We start from the raw sequence: 20,640 nt of genomic DNA, 5'->3' as shown, positions 1-20,640 counted from the left end.
GAGGGATAATATGAGATATTTTGTTTATTTAACATATTCAGAGTTTTTTGAATGTTTCAGATTAAAAAATTGGAAGAAATTCTTTGAGATATTGAGAAAGCATGAACTTGATATAAAAGATGAAGATAGTGTTCATATTTGGGATGTTTATAAATCTGGGGACATGTTTTGTGTAGAATTTACAGTTTGGAAGAATGCACATTGAAAAAAGACAAAGACGGGGCTAGGGTTATAGGCCTTGTAGAGTTTTCAGTTTAACTCTTTTGGGGGTAAATATGAAATGTCCAATGTGTGGCGGAGATATGAAGTTTGTAGGATGGGATATTGTGGTTAGGGATGTTTATTACGAATATGATGAATTTGAGGACGAGTATGAACAAGTAGAAGTTTATGGAATTGCAGGAGTTTATCTCTGCGATAATTGTAGAATAGGAATTTTAGATGTAATGGATGATGATGAATTTGTTTCTGAATATTATGCGGAGTTGGAGGAAAAAATAGAACAAATGGGAGGTTTTGCTAAGATTCCAGAAGGATATACTTTGCTACCATAAGTTACCTAAATTTGAAGTGGTATTTGTGAGAGCATGGAAGACATTGAGGAACTCCTACTAATCAAAGAGGTGGATAAAACAAAACCATGGATAGACAAATTCACTGAAATTAGGAAATTTGCAAATATTAAGGAAAGCACTTTGAGACAGGACATACAACGATTAAGAGTGTTCCTCAATTACTGCTATAACACTTTGGAAAAGGAACCAGATGAACTACAATTTGATGACTTTATAAAGTTCTTCAAGTATTTGGAAGATGAACGGAAAATTAGTGTTAGCACTCAGGACCATTATTACAAACTGCTATCTGTGTTTTATAGAATATTGTTTCTACCAAATAGAGATGAATATGAGAAGTTCAAAGAATACTGCAAAGAGTTGGGAAAGTTCAAAAGGAAGGAAGTGGAACATTTTGACGAACTTACACCAGAAGAAGTAAATGAAATTATAAAACATATACTCCGGTCCAACAGTGCAACAAAGGTAAGGGATGCGTTGATAATAAGATTAACCTACGACACAGGAGCAAGAATTGGAGAAATATTAAACTTAAAACTCAAAGATTGCGACTTTAAAAAGGGAATATTCAAATTTAGAGACACAAAAGGTAGAGAGGTGAGATTAACTGTCTGTGCCATTGATACCTTAAAGGCATTAAAACATTATATGGATTATTACATGAAATCAAAAAAGAGCGAGGACTATTTATTCCAAAATAAAAATGGTGGCAAGGTTGGATACTATTGGATTAGGAAGGTGTTCAATAGGACTGTAAATGAGTTAGTAGGTAAGGGGATTATCCCAAAAAATAAACGGATTACACTACATTCACTCCGACATGGAAGGGTTGTAGATTTGCTAAATAAGGGTTATGGTGTGGATATAGTAGGAGATTATGTTGGACATAAGGATATAAAGACAACTATGGTTTATGCACACTCTAATAGTCGAAAAATGAAATTATTAAAACAGATACAGAAGGACTTAGACAAGGGGACTAAGTGAGGTTAGGGGACTAATTTTTGATAAAAAATAAATATAAAAAAGACCAAATAATCCTTAAAATTGTTAAAAAATAAAAAAGGGCCGGGACCGGGAATTGAACCCGGGTCAGGGGATCCACAGTCCCCCAGGATGGCCACTACCCCACCCCGGCCACTCTACCTATGGTGCAGGGGCAGGGATTTGAACCCTGGAACCCCTACGGGACTGGGTCCTAGGCCCAGCGCCTTTGGCCAGGCTTGGCGACCCCTGCACATTAATACATTATATAAATGATTGGTATTAAAATAGGATAAATAATGCTCCGGCCGGGATTTGAACCCGGGTCGCGGGCTCGAAAGGCCCGCATGATTGACCGGACTACACCACCGGAGCACATATAGTGGGCCCGAAGGGATTTGAACCCTTGACCACTCGGTTATGAGCCGAGCGCTCTAACCAGGCTGAGCTACGGGCCCAATAAAAAAATAAAAAAACTGATTAAAAATTAATGGCGCCCCCAGCAGGACTCGAACCTGCGACCTACGGATTAACAGTCCGTCGCTCTACCAACTGAGCTATGGGGGCACATAAAATGGTGCCGCGGGGGTGATTTGAACACCCGACAACTGGATCTTCAGTCCAGCGTTCTCCCAGGCTGAACTACCGCGGCACCGAATGTTTGCATTATTATCCATTATACTTCACATATATAAACTTTTCGGTTTAGTATAGTAAAATATATAAATATTATAAATAAGTGAGATTAATATTAATCTATTAACATAGAAAATAACTTTATAATATCTTTTGAACTTAAAACTCCAACTATTTTTTCTTCACAAGGTGACTTAACATACAAATGGTGAATATTATGCTCTACCATAATATCAATTGCTTTTTCTAATGGAGCTTCAGGACTAATTGTTATTGGATTTACAGACATAATTTCTTCAGCTGTTTTATCTAATTCATGATAATGCTTTAATATATCAGTATCAGTTATTATTCCCCAAAACCTTTCCCCATCAGAAACTACAACAGATGATATATCATATTTTGCCATAGTTTTAATTACATCACATAACTTTGTATCTAAAGATACTTCTACAACTCCCTTTTTCATAATATCTCTAACCAAATATTTAGATATCATATACCTCACCGTAACTTTACTTTTATCATTAAATTTTCAATTAAAAAATTTTCAATCACTAAGTATAAAAGATTTTTCAATATAATTAATTATTTCAAGTAATTAAATATTAAAATACATATCTTAATAACAACATTCATATAGTCCTTTGACAATAACACTCTATTACTTATCTTATATCATAATATTGACAATTATAAATTTATGCTAATGGTGATAATATGGACGATTTAACTCAATTACCTGGTGTAGGCCCATCAACTGCAGAGAAGTTAAAAGAAGCTGGTTATACTGACTTTATGAAAATTGCAACTGCAACTATTGGAGAACTTACAGAAATTGATGGAATTAGTGAGAAAGCAGCTGTAAAAATTATAGAAGCCGCAAGAGAACTATGTAATTTAGGATTTAAAAGCGGAAGTGAAATTTTAAATCAAAGAAAATATATTTGGAAATTATCTACAGGAAGCAAAAATTTAGATGAAATTTTAGGTGGAGGCTTAGAGAGTCAGTCAGTTACAGAATTTGCTGGAATGTATGGTTCTGGAAAAACGCAGATAGCTCATCAAGCATGTGTTAATTTACAATGTCCTGAGAGAATTTTAGCAGATGACTCAATAAGAGATGAGTTTTTAAATGAACCAAAGGCAGTTTATATTGACACAGAAGGAACATTTAGACCTGAAAGAATTATCCAAATGGCAGAAGCCTTAGGATTAGACGGAAAGGATGTTTTAAACAATATTTTAGTCGCAAGGGCTTATAACTCAGATATGCAAATGCTTTATGCAGAAAATGTTGAAAAGTTAATTAGAGATGGACTCAATATAAAATTAGTAATCGTAGATTCATTAACATCAACATTTAGGACTGAATATACAGGTAGAGGTAAATTAGCAGAGAGACAACAAAAATTAGGTAGGCATATGGCTACGCTCAATAAATTGGCAGATTTATACAACTGTGTTGTTATAGTAACTAACCAAGTAGCTGCCAGACCTGATGCAATATTTGGAGCCTCAGAGCAAGCAATTGGAGGACATATAGTGGGACACGCAGCAACATTTAGAATATTTTTAAGAAAAGCAAAAGGAGATAAAAGAGTTGCTAAGCTATATGATTCTCCACATCTACCAGACGCAGAAGCTATGTTTAGAATAACTGAAAAAGGAATTCACGATTAAAAATTTGATTTTTTAGTTTATTTTTTATTTTTCTTTTCAAAGAATCGGAAGAATACCATTTAATTACATTTATATCCTCTACTACCTTACTAATAGCGGTTTGGAACTGTTTAATTTTCTATATACAAATATTTATATTTGTAGATTTCCATTACCGAAAGATTTGGATATAAGTATATACTAAGAAATAAAAATTATAACTGCCGTTCTGGTTCTCCGCTACAAATGGAACAAATCGTAGCAGAGAACCTTCCAGCCTCCTAACTTCATTGGCTGGAAATCGGGGTTTAAAAGAAACCACATCTTCAGCTTAATAGTAGTCCCATTCAGGCTTAGTTTCCCCCACATATCGGGACTGCCATGTTATAATATAACCTTATTTAAATTTTTGGATAGTGTTTTATAGAAACAAAAGTATAGATTTGTTTTGTTATGTTCTATTTAATTTAAGGAAACTGCCCATTTATTATACCCAACCTTTTAACACACAATAAAATTTTAATAGTGTAATATTAAAGTATAATATATAGTGAGGTGATAAAGATGATTACATGGTATGGTCACGCGTGCTTTAAAGTAGATAATGTTTTAATAGACCCATTTGTTCCAAATCCATTGTGTAACTTACCTTACGATGTAATAATGGAAGGGGTAGATGTAATAGCAGTTACTCATGGACATGCAGATCATTTAGGAAAGGCCGAAGAGTTATCTAAGACATACAATGTTCCAGTAGTAACAAATCATGAAATTAGTGTTTATCTATGTGAAAGAGGAGTTAATGCTGAAGGAATGAACATTGGAGGAACTATTGAAATTAATGGGGCTAAATTAACAATGGTTAAGGCAGAGCATTCATCTGATATATCTCCAACAATCAGCGGGGGTGTGGCTGCTGGTTACATTATAAACGATAGGGTATATCACGCAGGAGATACTGGAGTATTTGGTGATATGGAACTAATTGGAGAAATATATGCTCCAAAAATTGCATTACTTCCAATAGGTGGAAGATACACAATGGGAATTGATGAGGCATTAGTGGCTATTGAATTGCTATATCCTGAAATAGTTATTCCAATGCATTACAACACATTTCCATTAATTGAAGTTGATGTCAATGAGTTTGTTAAAAAGGCAGAGGCTTTGGGGGTAGAGGTTATAGTTCCAATGATTGGAGAGCCAATTGACTTATAAATTATTCCTTTAAAACTCTTTTATTTTTGTTATATTTTCTTTGTTTATTTTTTAATTATATTTTTGGTTGTTTATAATTATGTCACAAATATAAATAAAACCAAAAATTTTATATATTATTACGCATATGTGATATATTAGAAAATAAAAAAGGGTGATAACTATGTTTGGATTCGGAAGAGGATTTGGAAGAAGATTCTTCTGGAGATACTTCCCAGCAACTGTTGGAAGATACAGATACATAGGACCATGCAGATGTGGATTTGGACCACATGCATTTTATGTTGATGACAGTGGAAGAATAGTTCATGCGTGGGATTTATATAGAATGCCATACAAAGATACACCTGTAACTACCACTACAGACAGAAATTACTTATTAGACAGATTAAAAGAATTAGAAGAAGAAAAAGCATTAATAGAGGAAGAAATTGCAGAACTAAAGAGAAGATTAAAAGATTTAGAAAATCAAAATAAATAAGGGATATAATGGAAATGAAAAGATTTATTTGTGCTAAATGTAATAATATTATAGAAGTTCCTTATGGTGTTCCAAAACCTGACTTTTGTCCTTATTGCAACGCTCCAAGTATTTATATTCATAGAATAGATTCTGGAGGGAGGGGGTTAGGTAGAGGAAGAGGTAGAAGATGTGGTATGAGATTTATCAATAATAACCATCCAACAGAATAATATTTTATAGCATATAATTTTTATATAAACCTAACACGCCAATAAATATTATCTGAACAGATATAGCCACTAATAAAAGTCCCATAATCCTTACAAATGCATTTATTCCATAAATATTGACTCTTCTTATAATATAATCAGTTAATGACAAAATAATTCCAGAAATTAGCATAGCAGATAATATTGATAAAATAACGATAATTTTATCTAAGATACTCTGTGCCTTACTAACTAATATCATAGTTGTCGTTATAGCCCCCTGGGCCAGATATTAAAGGAATAGCCAAAGGGACATAAACTATGCTGTCAATATCTTCTAATTCTATTTTTTCATCAGGTTTGTGTTTTGTTTTAGGCATTTCTGCGTGAAGCATGTCCCACGCTATTTTAAACAACAATATTCCTCCCGCAACTCTAAATGCATCTATTGTAATTCCAAAGTAACTAAATATGTAGTTTCCAAATAATGCAAATAGTAATAAAACTACTGTTGAAGTTATTATAGCCTTTTTAACAATTTTTACTCTTTGCTCCTTTGGATAAGGATAGGTTATAGAATGGAATATTGGAATTAAGCCAATAGGGTCTATTGTAATAAAAAGAGAGACCAATCCATAAATATAAAAATTAAATAAATCCATACTCACCACCAGAAAATTTTAAAATAAAAGGATTTTCAAAACATTGAATATAAAATACTTCCTAAGACAATCCACCAAACTAAAAAAGTTATTGAATTTAATGTTCTTTCATTTATAATTAGCTCTAAATATCTCCCCATCATTGAAATAAATTTATTTTTTCTTTCCTTTAATAATTCTGGCAGAGCGTTCCAAACATGGAAGCCATCTAATGGCATTGCTGGGAGTAAATTAAATAAAGCCAGTAAAAAGTTAAACCAGTAAGTCCAGTATATTGTATTTATAAATAATGCCATATCTTCAGTTGGCTCTACTATAACTCCAATTTTTCCCTCTTTTGAACTAACAATTTTATAGGTTAATATTTTATTGTCTCTAATAACTTTTATTACATATTCAGTATTTGGCTTTATAGTGTTTGCAAATTCTTTAAAATCTTTCAATGATTCTATTTTTTTACCGTTAATTTCATAAATTACATCTCCTTTCTTTAAAAACTCTGATGCTGGTTCTTTAACCTCAATAACTTTTAACTCTGTTGGTAATGTATAAGCAAAAGACAATAAAGGAATTGAAATTAAAAATATAATTAAATTAGCCAATGGACCCGCTGAGGCAATAGCCCCCCTAATTTTTTTCTCTGCATTCTTAAACTCATCTCCCAACTCAACAAAAGCTCCCAATGGAATTCCTAATAATAAAAGTATTCCAGAACTTTTTACTTTAATTCCAAAAGATTTTGCAAATATTCCATGTGCCAATTCATGAACTGATACTGCTATCAATAATGCAATAATTCCAGGAATCCATGGAATAACATTTCCAAATAAAAATACTACTGGCTTAGCCGCCTCTTTTGGTAGCGTTCCAGAAGCGAGTTTTATACTCATAATTATTAAATTTAAGAGCATAAATCCTCCAAGTATAACACATATAGGAATAGAAATAATTCCAATTTTTTGCCAAATTTTATATTTACCTAATTTTTCAATAGTCTTTAATCCCAACTTAGTTCTTAAAATTCCAAAAATTCCCATATATGTCTTTAAATTTATTGAATCTCTAATAGTATATAATATTATCCAAATGATAATTGCGAAAAATAAGATAAGTTTAGATGTATCCATATTAAATCTCCTCCAAGGTATTTATAAGATTATAAGGATTTCTTTTTAAATAAATGAAAAATATTATATAATAGTTAGTATGAACTCTATCCCATAAAATAATATTATAAATATAAATTTTATAAAGGGTGAAAGTTTGGAAGCATTAATTTTAGTAGGTCACGGTAGCAGATTACCATATAGTAAAGAGTTGTTAGTAAAATTATCTGAAAAAGTTAAAGAAAAAAATCTATTTCCAATTGTCGAAATTGGTTTAATGGAGTTTAACGAGCCAACAATACCCCAAGCTGTTAAAAAGGCAATTGAAAGAGGTGCTAAAAAAATTATAGTTGTTCCTGTCTTTTTAGCTCATGGAATTCATACGACAAGAGATATTCCAAAAATGTTGGGATTAATTGATGAAGAAGATAATGATCATAATCACGATGAACATCATCATCACCATCACCACCATCATCATGAACACGAAAAATTAGAAATCCCGGAAGATGTTGAAATAATATATAGAGAACCTATAGGAGCAGATGACAGAATTGTGGATATAATTATAGATAGAGCTTTTGGAAGATAATTTAATTTTTTCATTTGTTTCTACTTATTTTATACTTATTTTAATTTGGGAATACTTTTTATTTTTAATTATGGATTATTCCATTATTTACTTTATTATTATATATATTAATGGAGGTTATTGTATGTTTGCTCCGGGGCACATAACTGGATTTTTTGCAGTGCATAAATCAAAAGATATTTTAAAAACTGGCTCTATAGGGGCTGGAATTACTGTAAATAGAGGAATAAATCTTAATATAGAAGAAGGTAGTGGGAAAATATTCTATAACAAAAAAAAAGTAAATATATGTCCAGTAAATAAAGTATTAACATACTATGAAAACTTTGGATTTGATAAAAATAGCTATGATATAATTTTTACATCTGACTTTCCATTAGGCAGTGGTTTAGGGATGTCTGGTGGCTGTGCTTTAACACTATCTAAAAAATTAAATGAAATGTTGGATTTAAAAATTAATTATGTTAAAATAGCACATATTAGTGAAGTAGAATGTGGAACTGGTTTGGGAGATGTTATTGGCCAATATGTGAAAGGGTTTGTTATAAGAAAATCTCCCGGATTTCCTATAAATGTTGAAAAATTTGAAGTTAATGATGATTATTATATAATTATTGAGATATTTGGAGAAAAGGAGACAAAAGAGATAATAACAGATAAAAAATGGATTGAAAAAATAAATAATTATGGTAAAAAATATTTAAATGAACTATTAAAAAATCCAACATTAGAAAACTTTATAAATCTCTCATATAAATTTGCAGTTAATACAGGATTAATTGATGAGAAGATTTTAGAACTCTGTAATGATTTAAAATTTACAGTTGGAGCATCTCAATCTATGCTTGGGAATACTTTATTCTGTATTTCAAAGAAAGATACTCTAAATGATGCTATTTCTATTTTAAAAAATCCAATTATTTGCAAAATTTATTATTAAATTTTATTTTCTATTCTGAAAACAACTACTGGAATATTTACAACTTTCTTTTTATGAAATTCATATATTGCAGGAATTCTAAAATATGCCTCATAAATGTGAGTTATTTCTCCTCCTTTATCTTTTACATAGTTTATAACAAAATCTTTCGTTGGATAGTTGTGTATAGTATATATTACATCTCCAATCTCTAATGCTTTATCTAAGAATATTCTATCTGCATACTTTTTTTGAGCACCAAATGGAGGATTTTGAATAACTACTTTCTTTAAATTGTAATCATCATTAAGAACATTTTTAAGAACTTCTTTATTTAAATCTCTAATATCCATACAGTAAAAATCTACATCAACATTTAAATTTTTAGCATTTTCCTCTGCTATTTTAATACTTTCTTTATCAATATCAACCCCTATAACCCTTTTAGCTCCTAATATCTTACTACCTATTGCCAATCTACCAGTTCCACAACCTAAATCAATAACTACATTATTATAAAAATCATTCATTGCAAAAAATAAAATATCACTTGCTAATTTACCATCAATAGTATATTGTTCTAAATCAACCTTTGGATTAGGATGTCTTTTTAATGAATCTAATATCATCTCTAAATGTTTTTTCTTTATCATTTCTTCACCATTTGTATATATAACTATATAGATTTATTATCCAATAAAAAATAAAAACTGAAAGTTTTTTATTCAATGTTTATTCCTTTCTTAATTGATGTTTCTGCCTTTGGTAATGTAACTACTAAGACACCATTTTCAAACTTAGCAGATGCATTTTCCTCTTTAACATGAGCAGGAAGTTTTATTGTTCTATAAACTTCTTCATCCTCAGGAATTTCTGAGTAAATAATTCTTTCACTTTCAGTAATCATCAATGGACTTCTTTTTGCTCTAATTTCTAATGTGTCTCCAACGGCATTTAAGACGATGTCTTCTTTATTAACTCCTGGTAACCATGCAATAACCTTTATATGGTCGTCTCCTTCAATAATTGATATTGGCATAAACCCTTTACCAGATATTTGTATTCCAAAGGAACTTTGAACAACTGTAGAACCACTTATTGGTGTAGCAAAAAACTCTTTGAACATTCTTTCAAATAATGAGTCAAATGGATCTCTTCCAAACATTACTCTCACCTCTTTTTCTCCTTCTATGTATAAAATGTTTTTAAAGTTCTATATAAACTTTTCTATTTTATGAATTTATATGGTTAGATATACAACAATAACAAAAGAATTTATAATAAAAACAAAACCTTAGAAATATTTTAAGAAAATTCTAATAATAACAAAATTGAGGGATTACTGATGTTTGGAAAATTAAAAGAAAAACTTTTAAAAACTGCATCAAAAATTACTGAAAAAATCTACAATAAAGGAGAGGCAGAAGAAGTAAAAGAAGAAAAACCAAAAATTCCATTAACAAGTTTATTTAGAACAGAAACTAAAAAAGAAGAAATAAGAGAACCAGAAATTAAAAAAATTGAAAGTGAAAAAACAGAAATCTCTAAAAAAGTAGAAGAAGTTAAAGAAATTAAAAAAGAAACTACATCAGAAGATGAGAAAAAAATAAGTTTCTTTGATAGATTTATTTTAACGAGGACTATTAAAAAGGCTCTCAAAAAAGAAATTGTAATTTTAGAGGAAGATATTGAAGATATATTAGAAGAGTTAGAAATAGAGCTTTTAGAATCTGATGTAGCCTTAGAAGTTGTAGAAAAGTTAATTGAGAATATTAAAAAAGAGTTAGTTGGGAGAAAAATATCTCCTAATGACAATGTTGAAGAAATTACAATTAACGCTGTAAAAAATGCTATAAAAAATATATTATCCCAAGAAAAGATTGATATTGAAGAGATTATTAAAAAGAATAAAGCAAAAGGAAAGCCAACAGTTATTGTATTCGTTGGAATAAATGGAACTGGAAAAACCACGACAATAGCTAAATTAGCATATAAATTAAAACAAAAAGGATATAGTGTTGTTATAGCGGCAGGAGATACATTTAGGGCTGGAGCGATAGAGCAGTTAGAACAGCATGCAAAAAATGTAGGTGTTAGAGTTATTAAGCATAAACAAGGGGCTGATTCAGCAGCAGTTATATACGATGCGATACAACACGCTAAGGCGAGAGGAATTGATGTCGTTTTGGCAGACACAGCAGGAAGGCAGGCAACAAATACAAACTTAATGGAAGAAATCAAAAAGGTTGTTAGAGTTACAAAGCCAGATTTAGTTATATTCGTTGGAGATGCTTTAACGGGAAACGATGCAGTTTATCAGGCAGAGGAGTTTAATAAGGCAGTGAATATAGATGGGATTATATTGACAAAAATAGATGCAGATGCAAAAGGAGGGGCGGCATTGTCAATTGGCTATGCAATTGGAAAACCTATTTTGTATTTAGGAGTTGGGCAGAGATATGAAGATTTAATTGAGTTCGATGCTGATTGGATGGTTAAAAAATTATTTGGTGAGGAAGAGTTTAAGTTTTCAACTGAAAGACAGTTTTAAAGATTTTTACTTAGACAACTTATCTAATTTGTCATTGTATGCCGCATTTGCAATTGCATGAGCCAAAAATGGGGCTAAAATTAAATAAACAAATGCTAATAATGGTTCTCCTAACGCTATAAAAATTAAAAAACATGCACAATCTATAACACCTAAGATATGTATTCTCGCATAAATAATATTTTTTCTATCTTTTTCAACCCACAATCTATATGAAGCCAATAGTATTCCCAAAGAAGATATAAAAATAAGTATATCCTTAACAATGTCAATATATACCTCCATAAGATTCACCATTTTAGTTATAATTTATAATGATTAATAATGATAAATCTTATATATAAATTTTGGTGATAAAAATGTTCATAGTGTTTGAAGGTATTGATGGTAGTGGTAAAACGACACTATCAAAACTATTATCTAAATCTCTCAATGCTTTTTGGACTTGCGAACCTACAAATAGCCCAATAGGGAAGTTAATTAGAGAATTTTTACAAAAAAAAGTTAAATTAGATGATAGAACATTAGCATTGCTATTTGCCGCAGATAGAGTAGAGCACACAAAGATAATAAAAGATATTTTAAAAAGTAGAGATGTAGTTTGTGATAGATATTTGTATTCCTCAATAGCCTATCAAAGCGTTGCAGGCGTTGATGAAGATTTTATAAAATCAATAAATAGATACGCTTTAAAGCCAGATATAGTTTTTTTACTAACTATTGATGTAGATGTTGCTTTAAAAAGAGTTAAAGGTAAAGATATATTTGAAAATAAAAGTTTTCTACAAAAAGTTCAAGAAAAATATTTAGAATTGGCAGAAGAATATAAATTTATCGTAATTGACACAACTAACAAGACAATAGATGAAGTTTATAAGGAAATTTTAGAACATTATAAAAAGTATAGCAACAAATTATAACACAAAAAATAATAAACAAGATAAAAACTAAATCTATCTCAAATATTACTAAAAAATTGCTATTTAATAATTAAGGTATAAAGTATATAAATGACTACATCCAGTTATTTTTGTATAGAAGTTTATGAGGGATATTTATGGATATAGCTTATGACATTCCTGTCTCAGAAGTAATGAGTTTTCCAGTAATTACAGCTACAAAAGATATGACAGTTTATGACATCGCCAACATAATGAAGGATAAAGATATTGGGGCTGTTGTTATTGTAGAAGGCAAGGAGCCTATAGGAATAGTTACAGAGAGAGATATTATAAAAAGAGTTGTTGCAAAAAACCTAAAACCAAAAGACATATTAGCTGAGGAAGTTATGAGTAAAAAATTAATAACAATTCCTCAAACTGCTTCAATTAATGAAGCCGCTAAGATCATGGCTAAATATAAGATAAAAAGATTGCCTGTTGTAAAAGATGGGGAATTAGTAGGAATAATAACAGAGAGCGATATTATTAGGGTCTCACCAAAATTGTTGGAAATAATTGCTGAATATGCTTCAATAAAGCCAGAAGATGAGAAAGAGGTAATTCCATTAGATACTGACGAATTTTCTGAAGAGTATATATATGGAATCTGTGAAAACTGTGGATATCAAGGGAGAGTTAGACTATATCAGGGAAGATATTTGTGTGATGAGTGTATAGAAGAATTTAAAGAAAAAGAGTAAAAATATTAAAAATAAAAATTTATTCGTGAGCAATTCCTATAATATCCTTTAATTCTAAGTTCTCTTCTTTTAAAAATGCTACAATTTCATCACAAACTTTTTTAAATATATCATATCCTCTATAATAAATTCCACTTCCTATTTGGACAGCAGAAGCACCAGCCATCATATATTCTATAGCATCCTCTCCACTAACTATTCCACCTACGCCAATAATAGGGACATCAAAGTTTTCATAAAGATCCCAGACAATTTTTATACCTATTGGTTTTATACATTTACCACTCAAACCTCCAAACTTATTTCCTAAAATTGGTTTTTTTGCTCTTATATCAATAGCCATTCCTCTAACTGTGTTTATCGCCACTAATCCATCAACTCCAGCATCTACAACTGCATTGGCTATTTCTAATATATCTGTAACATTAGGTGTTAATTTAGCAAAAACTGGGATTTTTACTGATTTTTTTACAGCCTTGCAAACACTGTAAGATAATTCTGGATTCTGCCCAATTGTGGCTCCATAACCTTTTGCATGAGGACAAGATATGTTTAATTCAATGATATCTACATATTTCTCCATCTTTTTAGAAACTTCAACAAATTCCTCCTCATCCTTACCATAAACAGAGCCAATAATCCTAACATTCATTTTATTTAAATCTTCTCTAACTTTTTGTAATTCCTTTACATATTCATCAATTCCAGGATTTGGCAGCCCCATAGCATTTAAAAGTCCTCCATCAACTTCAACAATAGTTGGATTTCTATGTCCAGGATTTGGATTTTTTCCAATAGATTTAGTTGTTACAGCTCCTGCTCCTCCTTTGGCAGTTCTCTTTAACGCACTTCCAGTTTCTCCCATAATACCGCTCGCCAAAAAAACTGGATTTTTAAATTCTATCCCACATATTACTGTCTTTAACATATATTCACCAACCAAAAGTTTTAAATAGTAATTGTTATGGTATAGAGATATTAAATTTTTAATGACATATATAACTTTGAATATCCTTTTCTTTGAAAAATTTAAAAATATTTTCAAACATTAATTTTGGGAATTTATATTTAAATTTAAAATTAAAAATACTTAGGGTGATATATCTATGCCAGCACCAAGATACAGATCAAGATCATACAGAAGAATATATAGAAGAACTCCAGGAGGAAGATTAGTTATACACTACAAAAGAAGAAAACCAAATAAAGCAAGATGTGCTATATGTGGAGCTGAATTGCACGGAGTTCCAAGAGGGAGACCAGTTGAAATAAGAAAATTACCAAAATCTCAAAGAAGACCTGAAAGACCTTATGGAGGCTACCTATGTCCAAGATGCTTAAGAAGATTAATGATCAACAAAGCGAGAAGTTTATAAAGACATTCAAAAAGTTTATATATCAAAAGTATTTTATGTTTATCAATCCATTTTAAATGGGTGAATAGATGATAATTACCATTGGGGGGCTACCAGGGACGGGAACAACAACAATTGCTAAATTAATAGCAGAGAAATACAATTTAAAGCATGTATGTGCAGGATTTATATTTAGAGAGATGGCCAAAGAGATGGGAATGGACTTGCAGGAATTCAGTAAGTATGCTGAAAAACATAAAGAAGTTGATGAAGAAATTGATAGAAGGCAGGTAGAAATAGCAAAAAAAGGTAATGTAGTGTTGGAAGGTAGATTGGCGGCGTGGATGCTATTAAAGAATGGAATAAAACCAGATTTAACATTATGGTTTAAAGCCCCCCTTGAAGTTAGGGCTGAGAGAATTAGCCAGAGAGAAAGTATAAGTAAAGAAGAGGCTCTAAAAAAAATGTTAGAAAGAGAAAAAAGTGAAAAAAAGAGATATAAAGAAATTTATAATATTGACTTAGATGATTTATCTATTTACGATTTGATTATTGATACATCAAAATGGAATATCGAGGGAGTGTTTAATATTGTCTCCTCAGCTATTGATAACTTAAAAAAATAACGAGGGGGCGATATTAAACCTCCCTCATTGGAGGATGAGTTGTGATTCGCGAGAGTCACAACAACAAAAATGAGGTGAGGTAGAATGGCTGCTATAGAAATAGGAAGAGTTTGTGTAAAAACCGCAGGAAGAGAAGCAGGAAAAATCTGTGTTATTGTAGATATTTTAGATAAAAACTTTGTTATTGTAGATGGATTAGTTAAAAGAAGAAGATGTAACATAAAACACTTAGAACCTACAGAGAAAAAAGTAGATATTGAAAGAGGAGCTACAACAGAAGAAGTTAGATTGGCATTAGATGCTGCAGGATTATTAAAGGAGGAATAAATTAAATATTAAGTAAGTTTGATATTCTTAATTATATCTTCACTTTTTTATTGTATTATTTTTAGTTGTATGGTGAAGTTTAATGGAGTTATTAGAATATTTAAAAAGAGATGAGATCCTTTTTTTATGTCATCATAATGCAGACCCTGATGCTGTTGGGAGTTGTGTGGCATTAAAATATTTAGCATCTCAACTAAATTCAAAAGGGAATTATAGAATTGTAGCAGATTCTATTAGTAAAATCTCAAGGAATGTTTTAAACGAAATTGGTGAAAGAGTTGATGTAGAAATATATCCCAAACTTCCACAAACTGTATTTATAGTTGATACTGCCTCAATAAATCAATTAAAAGTTAATTTTGATGAACTAAAAAATAAGGATGTTATTTTAATTGACCATCACAAAAAGACAGAGTTGGCTGATATTTGCAAATACTACATAATTAAAGAAGATTATCCCTCAACATCTGAGATTATAGCAGAGATTTTTAGAGAATTAAATATATTTCCTCCAAAAAATGTTAGAATAGCCTTGTTATGTGGAATAGTTTATGATACTAAACATTTAAAGTTAGCAAATCCAAAAACATTTGAATTAATAAGTTACTTAATAAAAGATATAAGTTTTCAAAAAATTTTATCTCTTTTATCTCAAGAGAGTGATTATAGTAAAAGAACTGCCCATTTAAAGGCGTGTAGTAGAATGGAAATAAAAGAATTTGATAAAATTAAGATAGCCTTATCTTATGTTAGTTCTCATGAGGCATCTTGTGCTAAAACCATAGTAAGTATTGGTGCAGATATTGCCTTTGTTGTAGCAGTTAGAAAAAAAGAAGGGGAAATAAGGGTTAGCGCAAGATGTAGAAAACATGTTTCTAAGTATGTGCATTTAGGAAATCTAATGGAAAAAATAGGTAAGGAGTTAGGAGGTAGTGGAGGAGGACATAGTGAGGCAGGAGGTTTAAATGCTCCTTATGATAAAAGTAAAAGCAAAGAAAAAGTTATAAAAGAAGTTTTAAATCTTTGCTATAAAAGATTTGTAGATGAATACAAAAAAGCTAAGAATATCAATTAAAAAATAAAAACTTAGAATGTTATTACTCTATCACTTTCTTTAACAAATGCTACTAAATCATGCATTGTTGCTAATTTTACGCCTTCAATTAAGTCCTCTTCTTTTAATCCTCTTGCTTTAGAACAAGGACCACATGCTTTAACTACAGCCCCAAGTTCAATGGCATTTTTTAATAATTCTAAATAGTTAGGAACTTCTGAAGGATTTTGCTCTTTTTTAGCAACATATACACCATTTTCAAGTAAGAAAATATTTACCTCTATACCCTCCAACAAAGATGTTAAAGCAAATCTTAAAGCGGAATATGCTCTTTCTTTTCCATAAGGTGCCTCTGTAATAATTACCGTAAATTTCATTATCTCACCTTATTTATTTTCTTATAACTATTCTAAATCCATTTTCAGTTTCTTCATAACTAACTACTTTATAGCCATTATTTTCAGCAAATCTTTTAATGTTTTCCAATGCTGGTTTATAATCCCCTACAACTTCTAATTCCTCTCCTTCTTTTAGTTCTTCCAATGCTCTTTTTGTCTTTAAAACAGGAATTGGGCAAATGTCTCCAGTAACATCAAGTTTTTTCATAATATCACCATAAAGTTTTTACTAAAATTAACCAAAAATAGATATAAAAAATTAATCTAAAAGAAAATTAATCACATCTTAGTTATTAAATAATCTAATGAGCAAAAATAGCACATAATATCTATATATATAAGAATATTAATTAAAAAATAGCAAACTAATCGTAAATTTACATATTCTGTAAATTCTTTAAACTAAATCTTAAAATAAAATAGGTGCTACAGCAGAAACTATTATTAATCCTGCTAATATGTATCCTAAAACTTTTGATACTTCACTACCAGTATATGTCCTTGTTAAATCTCTTTTTAAATTTTTTATGTCATCAAAATTATTTTCCTCAACACCTACATATTGGAACTTTACATCCATAACCATCCCCTCCTTATGTTGTATTAAATTATGTTCAACTATATTGTTGAAAAAAGTAATATTTATACCTTTTTGCTCATGATAAATCATTATAAATGATTTCAAATGAAAAATAATGATAAATTTGTTTAATTTATAATGATAAATAATGATAAATTTAATAAAATAAATTATAATACTATCATCTTGTTGATTTTCTCATCACGCTAATAAAATTTTTATTCCATTTCCATAGGGGGTGAAACCCCCTATGGTTCGGGATACCTCCAAATATTTGCCTTTTTTGTTTAGTTTTGGGTATCCCAATAGAGCAAAGCCCTATGGTTCGGAATACCTGGGATGCATTGCTTCTTACGAGTTATTGCTTATTATAAAATTTCTTTTTTCTTTAATAATGTGATATAATAAACAAATGCTCCACTTGATATTGTATCTCCCAATCCAACAGTAGATTTTGGTTTTTCAACATATCTTGAAGGGGACAAAACTACTTTATATCCATTATCATTAAACTTTTCAGCAATCTTTTTTAACAAATCTCCATATTTGTTATGTGGAACCTTTAAACCTTCGTATAAATCATTAATATCTCTTATATTTCCAAGTTTTGCTTTCGTTGATGCCAAAATAGTAGAGAACTCTAAACATTCTTCAAGTTCTTTTGTAGATAGGGGGTTATCTTTTCTGCAAACAAATAGTATATAATAAATTGTATGAACTTGAACAATTTCCAAATTATTAAAAGTTTCAAGTAAAATTTTTGCTCCTTTTATAACATCCTCTACGAGACTCTCTTTTAATATTTTATTACTCAAATCCTCATAACCCAAGATGTGTAAGACATTTGCAATCTCTGTCTCATCCATACCTACACTTTCAACATTACTTAAAATGTAATCAACAACCATCTTTCTAATTTCAATATTAGATATAGAAGCAAATTCTAAGTGTGTCTTAATTTTTTTATTTTTCTTTAATAATTTTATATCTTCCTGAGCCTTTTCAAAGTAATATTTTGCAGTTTTTCCATCACTATATTTTTCTTTAATTCCTTGATATCCAGACAAAAATGCACAATCTACAAGTTCTCCAATATTGGGTAGAAATCTTTTAACATCTTCTTTTGTTTCAATTCTTAAATTTTCTGGTCTCGATGCGACAATAAATCTTGTAGATTGATTTGCCACTATAATTTTATTATCTAATTTAAACTTTAAACCTTTTTTAAATTCAAATATCCTATTTATCTTTGTTGGGTCATCTCTATAACACTCTCTAACTTTTTTTAGAACGAGATTATTATTTTCAACTAATGGATATAGAAGATTATCATAATCTACAAACATTTCAGATTGTTTTTTTGATAGAAATGGAGTATAAACAATAATTTTATCTATTTTTAGAGTAGCCATTAAGTTGGATACAATTCCTGCCTGTCCTCCCATTCTTTCTTCATCATATTTAATTTTATCAAACCATTCATTTAATTTTGTATCATCCTTTAAAGGAACCTCTGCGGGCTTTCCTGTCATTATACTATAAACTAACCTTGCCACGAAATCTAATGGTTCTTCAATAACTCTTGGATATTCTTCTATTCTTTTTATTATTTCTTTGTGATCAAACTCATCAACTAATCTCTGCACATCTTCGTCTTTTAAATATTTTATTGCATCAACATTTGTATTGTAGGCTGTATATAACTTACAATCCTTTATTGTCTCAATATACCTACTTATCATAACTATCACATTCCTTTATTAGTTCCCGAACCATAGAGGGGGCTACGCCCCCTCTATTGGGATACTCCCCCATAATCTTGTATTAGTTTAATAATAAGAGGCTATCTATCACCATAATTCCCACATTCTTTTATTAATTTCCAACATATTCTCTTCTCTTCTTCAACTGCTGGCTGGTTGTATGCATCAATATTATATAACTCTCCCATAAAGCCAACTTGCATTTCATACATATACATCATTGCCCCCAAAGAAAACTCATCAATTTCATCTAATGTTATTCTCACATTAGGTACTCCACGCTGTGTTAAAGCCATTTCAGTAGCTATTTGCTCACATTTAATAATATTTGAAAGATTACAAGAAATTTTTTCGTCATTTATATCTTCAAATGTTATCTCTTCATCTAAATCATACTTTTCTGTAGTAATGAATGTAATAACTTTATCTTTTTTTCCATCCATATATAGTTGTAAAAGAGAATGTTGATCCTTAGCACCTATTGAAAGTATAGGAGTTAAACCATTGTTATTTTTACCTAAACTTTCTCCAAAGAGTTGTTTATACCACTCCCCAAAATATTTTAATCTTTCAATATAACTCATAACTACAGATATACTTCTACCTTTTTTCTCGTGTAGATAGTGTATTACTCCATTCAACAAGGCAGGATTTTTAAAAATATTTTTATTTTGACAAAGTTTATCCATATACTTTGCTCCTTCTAAAATTTTTGATATATCAATGCCTAATGAGTATAATGGAGCCAAACCAACCACTGTAAAAACAGAAAATCTACCAGGAACATTTTCAGGGATTGAATATACTTTATAATTATTTTTTTCCGCTTCTCTTTTTAATTTACCACCGTTAGTAATAAAAATAATATCCCCTTTAAATGAATCTAACTTCTCAATTTTTCTTTTTATTAAATAGTAATTAACTAAGGTTTCTAAAGTATTACCTGATTTGCTAATAATGTAAATTATCGAATTATTTAAATCTACTTTTTTTAATATTGAAAGAGTTTTTTCTGGATCGCTGTTGTCTATAAAATAGGCGTTATTATAATTATATAATGAAAGTCCATAATATATTGCCATTGTTCCCAATATAGATCCACCCATTCCTACAACTACAACATTTATTCCATCTTCATTTTTAAAATCGTTGTATTTATTTAAATCATCGTATATAATTTCTCTAAATCCTATAACTCCTTTATTTAACTTTTCCATTAAATTTGAATATGCTCCATTAAAATCTACTTTTTCAAAGTCCTCTAAACTAACATCTCCAATATTAACAGCGTTTTTGTAATCATACTTCAACATAATCT

The 20,640-nt window shown here is 30.0% G+C and carries 27 protein-coding genes, 6 tRNA genes and 1 pseudogene; 16 read left to right on the top strand and 18 right to left on the bottom strand.

Annotation, left to right across the window (positions count from 1 at the left end):
- Nucleotides 1-10 precede the first annotated feature (10 nt).
- The 3 genes from KMP69_RS02990 to KMP69_RS02980 all read left to right on the top strand — a co-directional run bounded on the left by KMP69_RS02990 (nucleotide 11) and on the right by KMP69_RS02980 (nucleotide 1,562).
- Nucleotides 11-205: a hypothetical protein gene (locus KMP69_RS02990; protein WP_214400466.1), complete on the top strand. Its 195-nt coding sequence runs from the start codon at nucleotides 11-13 to the stop codon at nucleotides 203-205.
- 70 nt (nucleotides 206-275) lie between these two features.
- Nucleotides 276-554: a hypothetical protein gene (locus tag KMP69_RS02985; RefSeq protein ID WP_214400465.1), complete on the top strand. Its 279-nt coding sequence runs from the start codon at nucleotides 276-278 to the stop codon at nucleotides 552-554.
- 33 nt (nucleotides 555-587) lie between these two features.
- Entirely contained in the window at nucleotides 588-1,562 is a 975-nt protein-coding gene (locus tag KMP69_RS02980) for a tyrosine-type recombinase/integrase (RefSeq protein WP_214400464.1), read from the top strand.
- 79 nt (nucleotides 1,563-1,641) lie between these two features.
- Here the strand turns inward: KMP69_RS02980 and KMP69_RS02975 are convergent.
- The 7 genes from KMP69_RS02975 to KMP69_RS02945 all read right to left on the bottom strand — a co-directional run bounded on the left by KMP69_RS02975 (nucleotide 1,642) and on the right by KMP69_RS02945 (nucleotide 2,694).
- A tRNA-His gene (locus KMP69_RS02975) sits at nucleotides 1,642-1,713 on the bottom strand.
- An 11-nt stretch (nucleotides 1,714-1,724) separates the two neighbouring features.
- Nucleotides 1,725-1,812: transfer RNA gene (locus KMP69_RS02970), tRNA-Leu, on the bottom strand.
- Between the two features lie 47 nt (nucleotides 1,813-1,859).
- A tRNA-Glu gene (locus tag KMP69_RS02965) sits at nucleotides 1,860-1,934 on the bottom strand.
- Nucleotides 1,935-1,942: 8 nt separating this feature from the next.
- Nucleotides 1,943-2,017, bottom strand: a tRNA-Ile gene (locus tag KMP69_RS02960).
- Nucleotides 2,018-2,050: 33 nt separating this feature from the next.
- A tRNA-Asn gene (locus tag KMP69_RS02955) sits at nucleotides 2,051-2,126 on the bottom strand.
- Between the two features lie 8 nt (nucleotides 2,127-2,134).
- A tRNA-Phe gene (locus tag KMP69_RS02950) sits at nucleotides 2,135-2,211 on the bottom strand.
- Between the two features lie 99 nt (nucleotides 2,212-2,310).
- Nucleotides 2,311-2,694 carry a CBS domain-containing protein gene (locus KMP69_RS02945; RefSeq protein WP_214400463.1) on the bottom strand — a complete coding sequence of 128 codons (384 nt, stop codon included), beginning with the start codon at nucleotides 2,692-2,694 and terminating at the stop codon, nucleotides 2,311-2,313.
- Between the two features lie 221 nt (nucleotides 2,695-2,915).
- On the opposite strand from KMP69_RS02945, the gene radA reads away from it, so the two are divergent.
- The 4 genes from radA (at nucleotide 2,916) to KMP69_RS02925 (ending at nucleotide 5,768) form a co-directional block, all read left to right on the top strand.
- Entirely contained in the window at nucleotides 2,916-3,878 is a 963-nt protein-coding gene (radA, locus tag KMP69_RS02940; RefSeq protein ID WP_214400462.1) for a DNA repair and recombination protein RadA, read from the top strand.
- 543 nt (nucleotides 3,879-4,421) lie between these two features.
- Nucleotides 4,422-5,075: a metal-dependent hydrolase gene (locus tag KMP69_RS02935; RefSeq protein WP_214400461.1), complete on the top strand. Its 654-nt coding sequence runs from the start codon at nucleotides 4,422-4,424 to the stop codon at nucleotides 5,073-5,075.
- Nucleotides 5,076-5,238: 163 nt separating this feature from the next.
- Nucleotides 5,239-5,556 carry a hypothetical protein gene (locus KMP69_RS02930; RefSeq protein WP_214400460.1) on the top strand — a complete coding sequence of 106 codons (318 nt, stop codon included), beginning with the start codon at nucleotides 5,239-5,241 and terminating at the stop codon, nucleotides 5,554-5,556.
- Nucleotides 5,557-5,564: 8 nt separating this feature from the next.
- Entirely contained in the window at nucleotides 5,565-5,768 is a 204-nt protein-coding gene (locus KMP69_RS02925; protein WP_214400459.1) for a hypothetical protein, read from the top strand.
- 4 nt (nucleotides 5,769-5,772) lie between these two features.
- On the opposite strand, the pseudogene KMP69_RS02920 reads toward KMP69_RS02925, so the two are convergent.
- A pseudogene (locus KMP69_RS02920) lies at nucleotides 5,773-6,409 on the bottom strand (NAAT family transporter).
- 35 nt (nucleotides 6,410-6,444) lie between these two features.
- Nucleotides 6,445-7,536, bottom strand: a complete 1,092-nt coding sequence (locus KMP69_RS02915) for a site-2 protease family protein (RefSeq protein ID WP_214400458.1) — start codon at nucleotides 7,534-7,536, stop codon at nucleotides 6,445-6,447.
- A gap of 136 nt (nucleotides 7,537-7,672) precedes the next feature.
- On the opposite strand from KMP69_RS02915, the gene cfbA reads away from it, so the two are divergent.
- Nucleotides 7,673-8,107, top strand: coding sequence for a sirohydrochlorin nickelochelatase (cfbA, locus tag KMP69_RS02910; protein WP_214400457.1), 435 nt, complete (start codon nucleotides 7,673-7,675; stop codon nucleotides 8,105-8,107).
- Nucleotides 8,108-8,231: 124 nt separating this feature from the next.
- Entirely contained in the window at nucleotides 8,232-9,047 is an 816-nt protein-coding gene (locus KMP69_RS02905; protein WP_214400456.1) for a pantoate kinase, read from the top strand.
- Here KMP69_RS02905 and KMP69_RS02900 read toward each other — a convergent pair.
- Together KMP69_RS02900 and KMP69_RS02895 are read right to left on the bottom strand one after the other, a co-directional pair.
- Nucleotides 9,044-9,679 (bottom strand): METTL5 family protein, encoded by a 636-nt coding sequence (locus tag KMP69_RS02900; RefSeq protein WP_214400455.1) that lies wholly within the window; start codon nucleotides 9,677-9,679, stop codon nucleotides 9,044-9,046. The genes KMP69_RS02905 and KMP69_RS02900 overlap by 4 nt on opposite strands.
- A 68-nt stretch (nucleotides 9,680-9,747) precedes the next feature.
- Nucleotides 9,748-10,191 carry an Hsp20/alpha crystallin family protein gene (locus KMP69_RS02895; RefSeq protein ID WP_214400454.1) on the bottom strand — a complete coding sequence of 148 codons (444 nt, stop codon included), beginning with the start codon at nucleotides 10,189-10,191 and terminating at the stop codon, nucleotides 9,748-9,750.
- A 180-nt stretch (nucleotides 10,192-10,371) separates the two neighbouring features.
- Between KMP69_RS02895 and ftsY the strand changes: the two genes are divergently transcribed.
- On the top strand, nucleotides 10,372-11,577 hold the full coding sequence (ftsY, locus tag KMP69_RS02890) for a signal recognition particle-docking protein FtsY (protein WP_214400453.1): 1,206 nt from the start codon (nucleotides 10,372-10,374) through the stop codon (nucleotides 11,575-11,577).
- Between the two features lie 6 nt (nucleotides 11,578-11,583).
- Here the strand turns inward: ftsY and KMP69_RS02885 are convergent, their stop codons facing one another.
- Complete coding sequence (locus KMP69_RS02885) at nucleotides 11,584-11,862, bottom strand: cation:proton antiporter (RefSeq protein WP_250543622.1); 279 nt, start codon at nucleotides 11,860-11,862, stop codon at nucleotides 11,584-11,586.
- Between the two features lie 74 nt (nucleotides 11,863-11,936).
- Between KMP69_RS02885 and tmk the strand changes: the two genes are divergently transcribed.
- Together tmk and KMP69_RS02875 are read left to right on the top strand one after the other, a co-directional pair.
- Complete coding sequence (gene tmk, locus KMP69_RS02880) at nucleotides 11,937-12,497, top strand: dTMP kinase (protein ID WP_214400451.1); 561 nt, start codon at nucleotides 11,937-11,939, stop codon at nucleotides 12,495-12,497.
- A 137-nt stretch (nucleotides 12,498-12,634) separates the two neighbouring features.
- Complete coding sequence (locus tag KMP69_RS02875) at nucleotides 12,635-13,219, top strand: CBS domain-containing protein (RefSeq protein ID WP_214400450.1); 585 nt, start codon at nucleotides 12,635-12,637, stop codon at nucleotides 13,217-13,219.
- A 19-nt stretch (nucleotides 13,220-13,238) separates the two neighbouring features.
- Here the strand turns inward: KMP69_RS02875 and KMP69_RS02870 are convergent, their stop codons facing one another.
- Nucleotides 13,239-14,147 carry a dihydroorotate dehydrogenase gene (locus tag KMP69_RS02870; protein WP_214400449.1) on the bottom strand — a complete coding sequence of 303 codons (909 nt, stop codon included), beginning with the start codon at nucleotides 14,145-14,147 and terminating at the stop codon, nucleotides 13,239-13,241.
- Nucleotides 14,148-14,325: 178 nt separating this feature from the next.
- Between KMP69_RS02870 and KMP69_RS02865 the strand changes: the two genes are divergently transcribed.
- The 4 genes from KMP69_RS02865 (at nucleotide 14,326) to KMP69_RS02850 (ending at nucleotide 16,602) form a co-directional block, all read left to right on the top strand.
- On the top strand, nucleotides 14,326-14,595 hold the full coding sequence (locus KMP69_RS02865; RefSeq protein WP_214400448.1) for a 50S ribosomal protein L34e: 270 nt from the start codon (nucleotides 14,326-14,328) through the stop codon (nucleotides 14,593-14,595).
- Between the two features lie 68 nt (nucleotides 14,596-14,663).
- Entirely contained in the window at nucleotides 14,664-15,200 is a 537-nt protein-coding gene (cmk, locus tag KMP69_RS02860; RefSeq protein WP_214400447.1) for a (d)CMP kinase, read from the top strand.
- Nucleotides 15,201-15,284: 84 nt separating this feature from the next.
- A complete protein-coding gene (locus KMP69_RS02855; protein WP_214400446.1) occupies nucleotides 15,285-15,527 on the top strand; it encodes a 50S ribosomal protein L14e in 243 nt (80 codons plus the stop codon).
- A gap of 82 nt (nucleotides 15,528-15,609) precedes the next feature.
- A complete protein-coding gene (locus tag KMP69_RS02850; RefSeq protein ID WP_214400445.1) occupies nucleotides 15,610-16,602 on the top strand; it encodes a DHH family phosphoesterase in 993 nt (330 codons plus the stop codon).
- 11 nt (nucleotides 16,603-16,613) lie between these two features.
- Here the strand turns inward: KMP69_RS02850 and KMP69_RS02845 are convergent, their stop codons facing one another.
- The 5 genes from KMP69_RS02845 to pgi form a co-directional block, all read right to left on the bottom strand.
- A complete protein-coding gene (locus KMP69_RS02845) occupies nucleotides 16,614-16,958 on the bottom strand; it encodes a DsrE/DsrF/TusD sulfur relay family protein (protein ID WP_214400444.1) in 345 nt (114 codons plus the stop codon).
- Nucleotides 16,959-16,971: 13 nt separating this feature from the next.
- Nucleotides 16,972-17,187: a sulfurtransferase TusA family protein gene (locus KMP69_RS02840; RefSeq protein WP_214400443.1), complete on the bottom strand. Its 216-nt coding sequence runs from the start codon at nucleotides 17,185-17,187 to the stop codon at nucleotides 16,972-16,974.
- Nucleotides 17,188-17,388: 201 nt separating this feature from the next.
- The gene (locus KMP69_RS02835) at nucleotides 17,389-17,559 is read right to left on the bottom strand and encodes a hypothetical protein (protein ID WP_214400442.1); all 171 of its coding nucleotides are present in this window, start codon (nucleotides 17,557-17,559) and stop codon (nucleotides 17,389-17,391) included.
- A gap of 368 nt (nucleotides 17,560-17,927) precedes the next feature.
- Nucleotides 17,928-19,301: an ADP-specific phosphofructokinase gene (gene pfkC, locus KMP69_RS02830; RefSeq protein WP_214400441.1), complete on the bottom strand. Its 1,374-nt coding sequence runs from the start codon at nucleotides 19,299-19,301 to the stop codon at nucleotides 17,928-17,930.
- Between the two features lie 101 nt (nucleotides 19,302-19,402).
- Complete coding sequence (gene pgi, locus KMP69_RS02825; protein WP_214400440.1) at nucleotides 19,403-20,635, bottom strand: glucose-6-phosphate isomerase; 1,233 nt, start codon at nucleotides 20,633-20,635, stop codon at nucleotides 19,403-19,405.
- Nucleotides 20,636-20,640: the final 5 nt, after the last annotated feature.

Origin of the sequence: Methanocaldococcus lauensis (assembly GCF_902827225.1) — an archaeon.
GTDB lineage: Archaea > AGJL01 > Methanococci > Methanococcales > Methanocaldococcaceae > Methanocaldococcus > Methanocaldococcus lauensis.
The sequence above is the reverse complement of the archived record's forward strand: the minus strand, read 5'-3'. Positions and strand labels throughout refer to the sequence as shown.

Coding starts and splice junctions, on each gene's coding strand:
- KMP69_RS02990 (WP_214400466.1), top strand. CDS start 11: ATGAGATATTTTGTTTATTTAACATATTCAGAGTTTTTTGAATGTTTC.
- KMP69_RS02985 (WP_214400465.1), top strand. CDS start 276: ATGAAATGTCCAATGTGTGGCGGAGATATGAAGTTTGTAGGATGGGAT.
- KMP69_RS02980 (WP_214400464.1), top strand. CDS start 588: ATGGAAGACATTGAGGAACTCCTACTAATCAAAGAGGTGGATAAAACA.
- KMP69_RS02945 (WP_214400463.1), bottom strand. CDS start 2,694: ATGATATCTAAATATTTGGTTAGAGATATTATGAAAAAGGGAGTTGTA.
- radA (WP_214400462.1), top strand. CDS start 2,916: ATGGACGATTTAACTCAATTACCTGGTGTAGGCCCATCAACTGCAGAG.
- KMP69_RS02935 (WP_214400461.1), top strand. CDS start 4,422: ATGATTACATGGTATGGTCACGCGTGCTTTAAAGTAGATAATGTTTTA.
- KMP69_RS02930 (WP_214400460.1), top strand. CDS start 5,239: ATGTTTGGATTCGGAAGAGGATTTGGAAGAAGATTCTTCTGGAGATAC.
- KMP69_RS02925 (WP_214400459.1), top strand. CDS start 5,565: ATGGAAATGAAAAGATTTATTTGTGCTAAATGTAATAATATTATAGAA.
- KMP69_RS02915 (WP_214400458.1), bottom strand. CDS start 7,536: ATGGATACATCTAAACTTATCTTATTTTTCGCAATTATCATTTGGATA.
- KMP69_RS02905 (WP_214400456.1), top strand. CDS start 8,232: ATGTTTGCTCCGGGGCACATAACTGGATTTTTTGCAGTGCATAAATCA.
- KMP69_RS02900 (WP_214400455.1), bottom strand. CDS start 9,679: ATGATAAAGAAAAAACATTTAGAGATGATATTAGATTCATTAAAAAGA.
- KMP69_RS02895 (WP_214400454.1), bottom strand. CDS start 10,191: ATGTTTGGAAGAGATCCATTTGACTCATTATTTGAAAGAATGTTCAAA.
- ftsY (WP_214400453.1), top strand. CDS start 10,372: ATGTTTGGAAAATTAAAAGAAAAACTTTTAAAAACTGCATCAAAAATT.
- KMP69_RS02885 (WP_250543622.1), bottom strand. CDS start 11,862: ATGGAGGTATATATTGACATTGTTAAGGATATACTTATTTTTATATCT.
- tmk (WP_214400451.1), top strand. CDS start 11,937: ATGTTCATAGTGTTTGAAGGTATTGATGGTAGTGGTAAAACGACACTA.
- KMP69_RS02875 (WP_214400450.1), top strand. CDS start 12,635: ATGGATATAGCTTATGACATTCCTGTCTCAGAAGTAATGAGTTTTCCA.
- KMP69_RS02870 (WP_214400449.1), bottom strand. CDS start 14,147: ATGTTAAAGACAGTAATATGTGGGATAGAATTTAAAAATCCAGTTTTT.
- KMP69_RS02865 (WP_214400448.1), top strand. CDS start 14,326: ATGCCAGCACCAAGATACAGATCAAGATCATACAGAAGAATATATAGA.
- cmk (WP_214400447.1), top strand. CDS start 14,664: ATGATAATTACCATTGGGGGGCTACCAGGGACGGGAACAACAACAATT.
- KMP69_RS02855 (WP_214400446.1), top strand. CDS start 15,285: ATGGCTGCTATAGAAATAGGAAGAGTTTGTGTAAAAACCGCAGGAAGA.
- KMP69_RS02850 (WP_214400445.1), top strand. CDS start 15,610: ATGGAGTTATTAGAATATTTAAAAAGAGATGAGATCCTTTTTTTATGT.
- KMP69_RS02845 (WP_214400444.1), bottom strand. CDS start 16,958: ATGAAATTTACGGTAATTATTACAGAGGCACCTTATGGAAAAGAAAGA.
- KMP69_RS02840 (WP_214400443.1), bottom strand. CDS start 17,187: ATGAAAAAACTTGATGTTACTGGAGACATTTGCCCAATTCCTGTTTTA.
- KMP69_RS02835 (WP_214400442.1), bottom strand. CDS start 17,559: ATGGATGTAAAGTTCCAATATGTAGGTGTTGAGGAAAATAATTTTGAT.
- pfkC (WP_214400441.1), bottom strand. CDS start 19,301: ATGATAAGTAGGTATATTGAGACAATAAAGGATTGTAAGTTATATACA.
- pgi (WP_214400440.1), bottom strand. CDS start 20,635: ATGTTGAAGTATGATTACAAAAACGCTGTTAATATTGGAGATGTTAGT.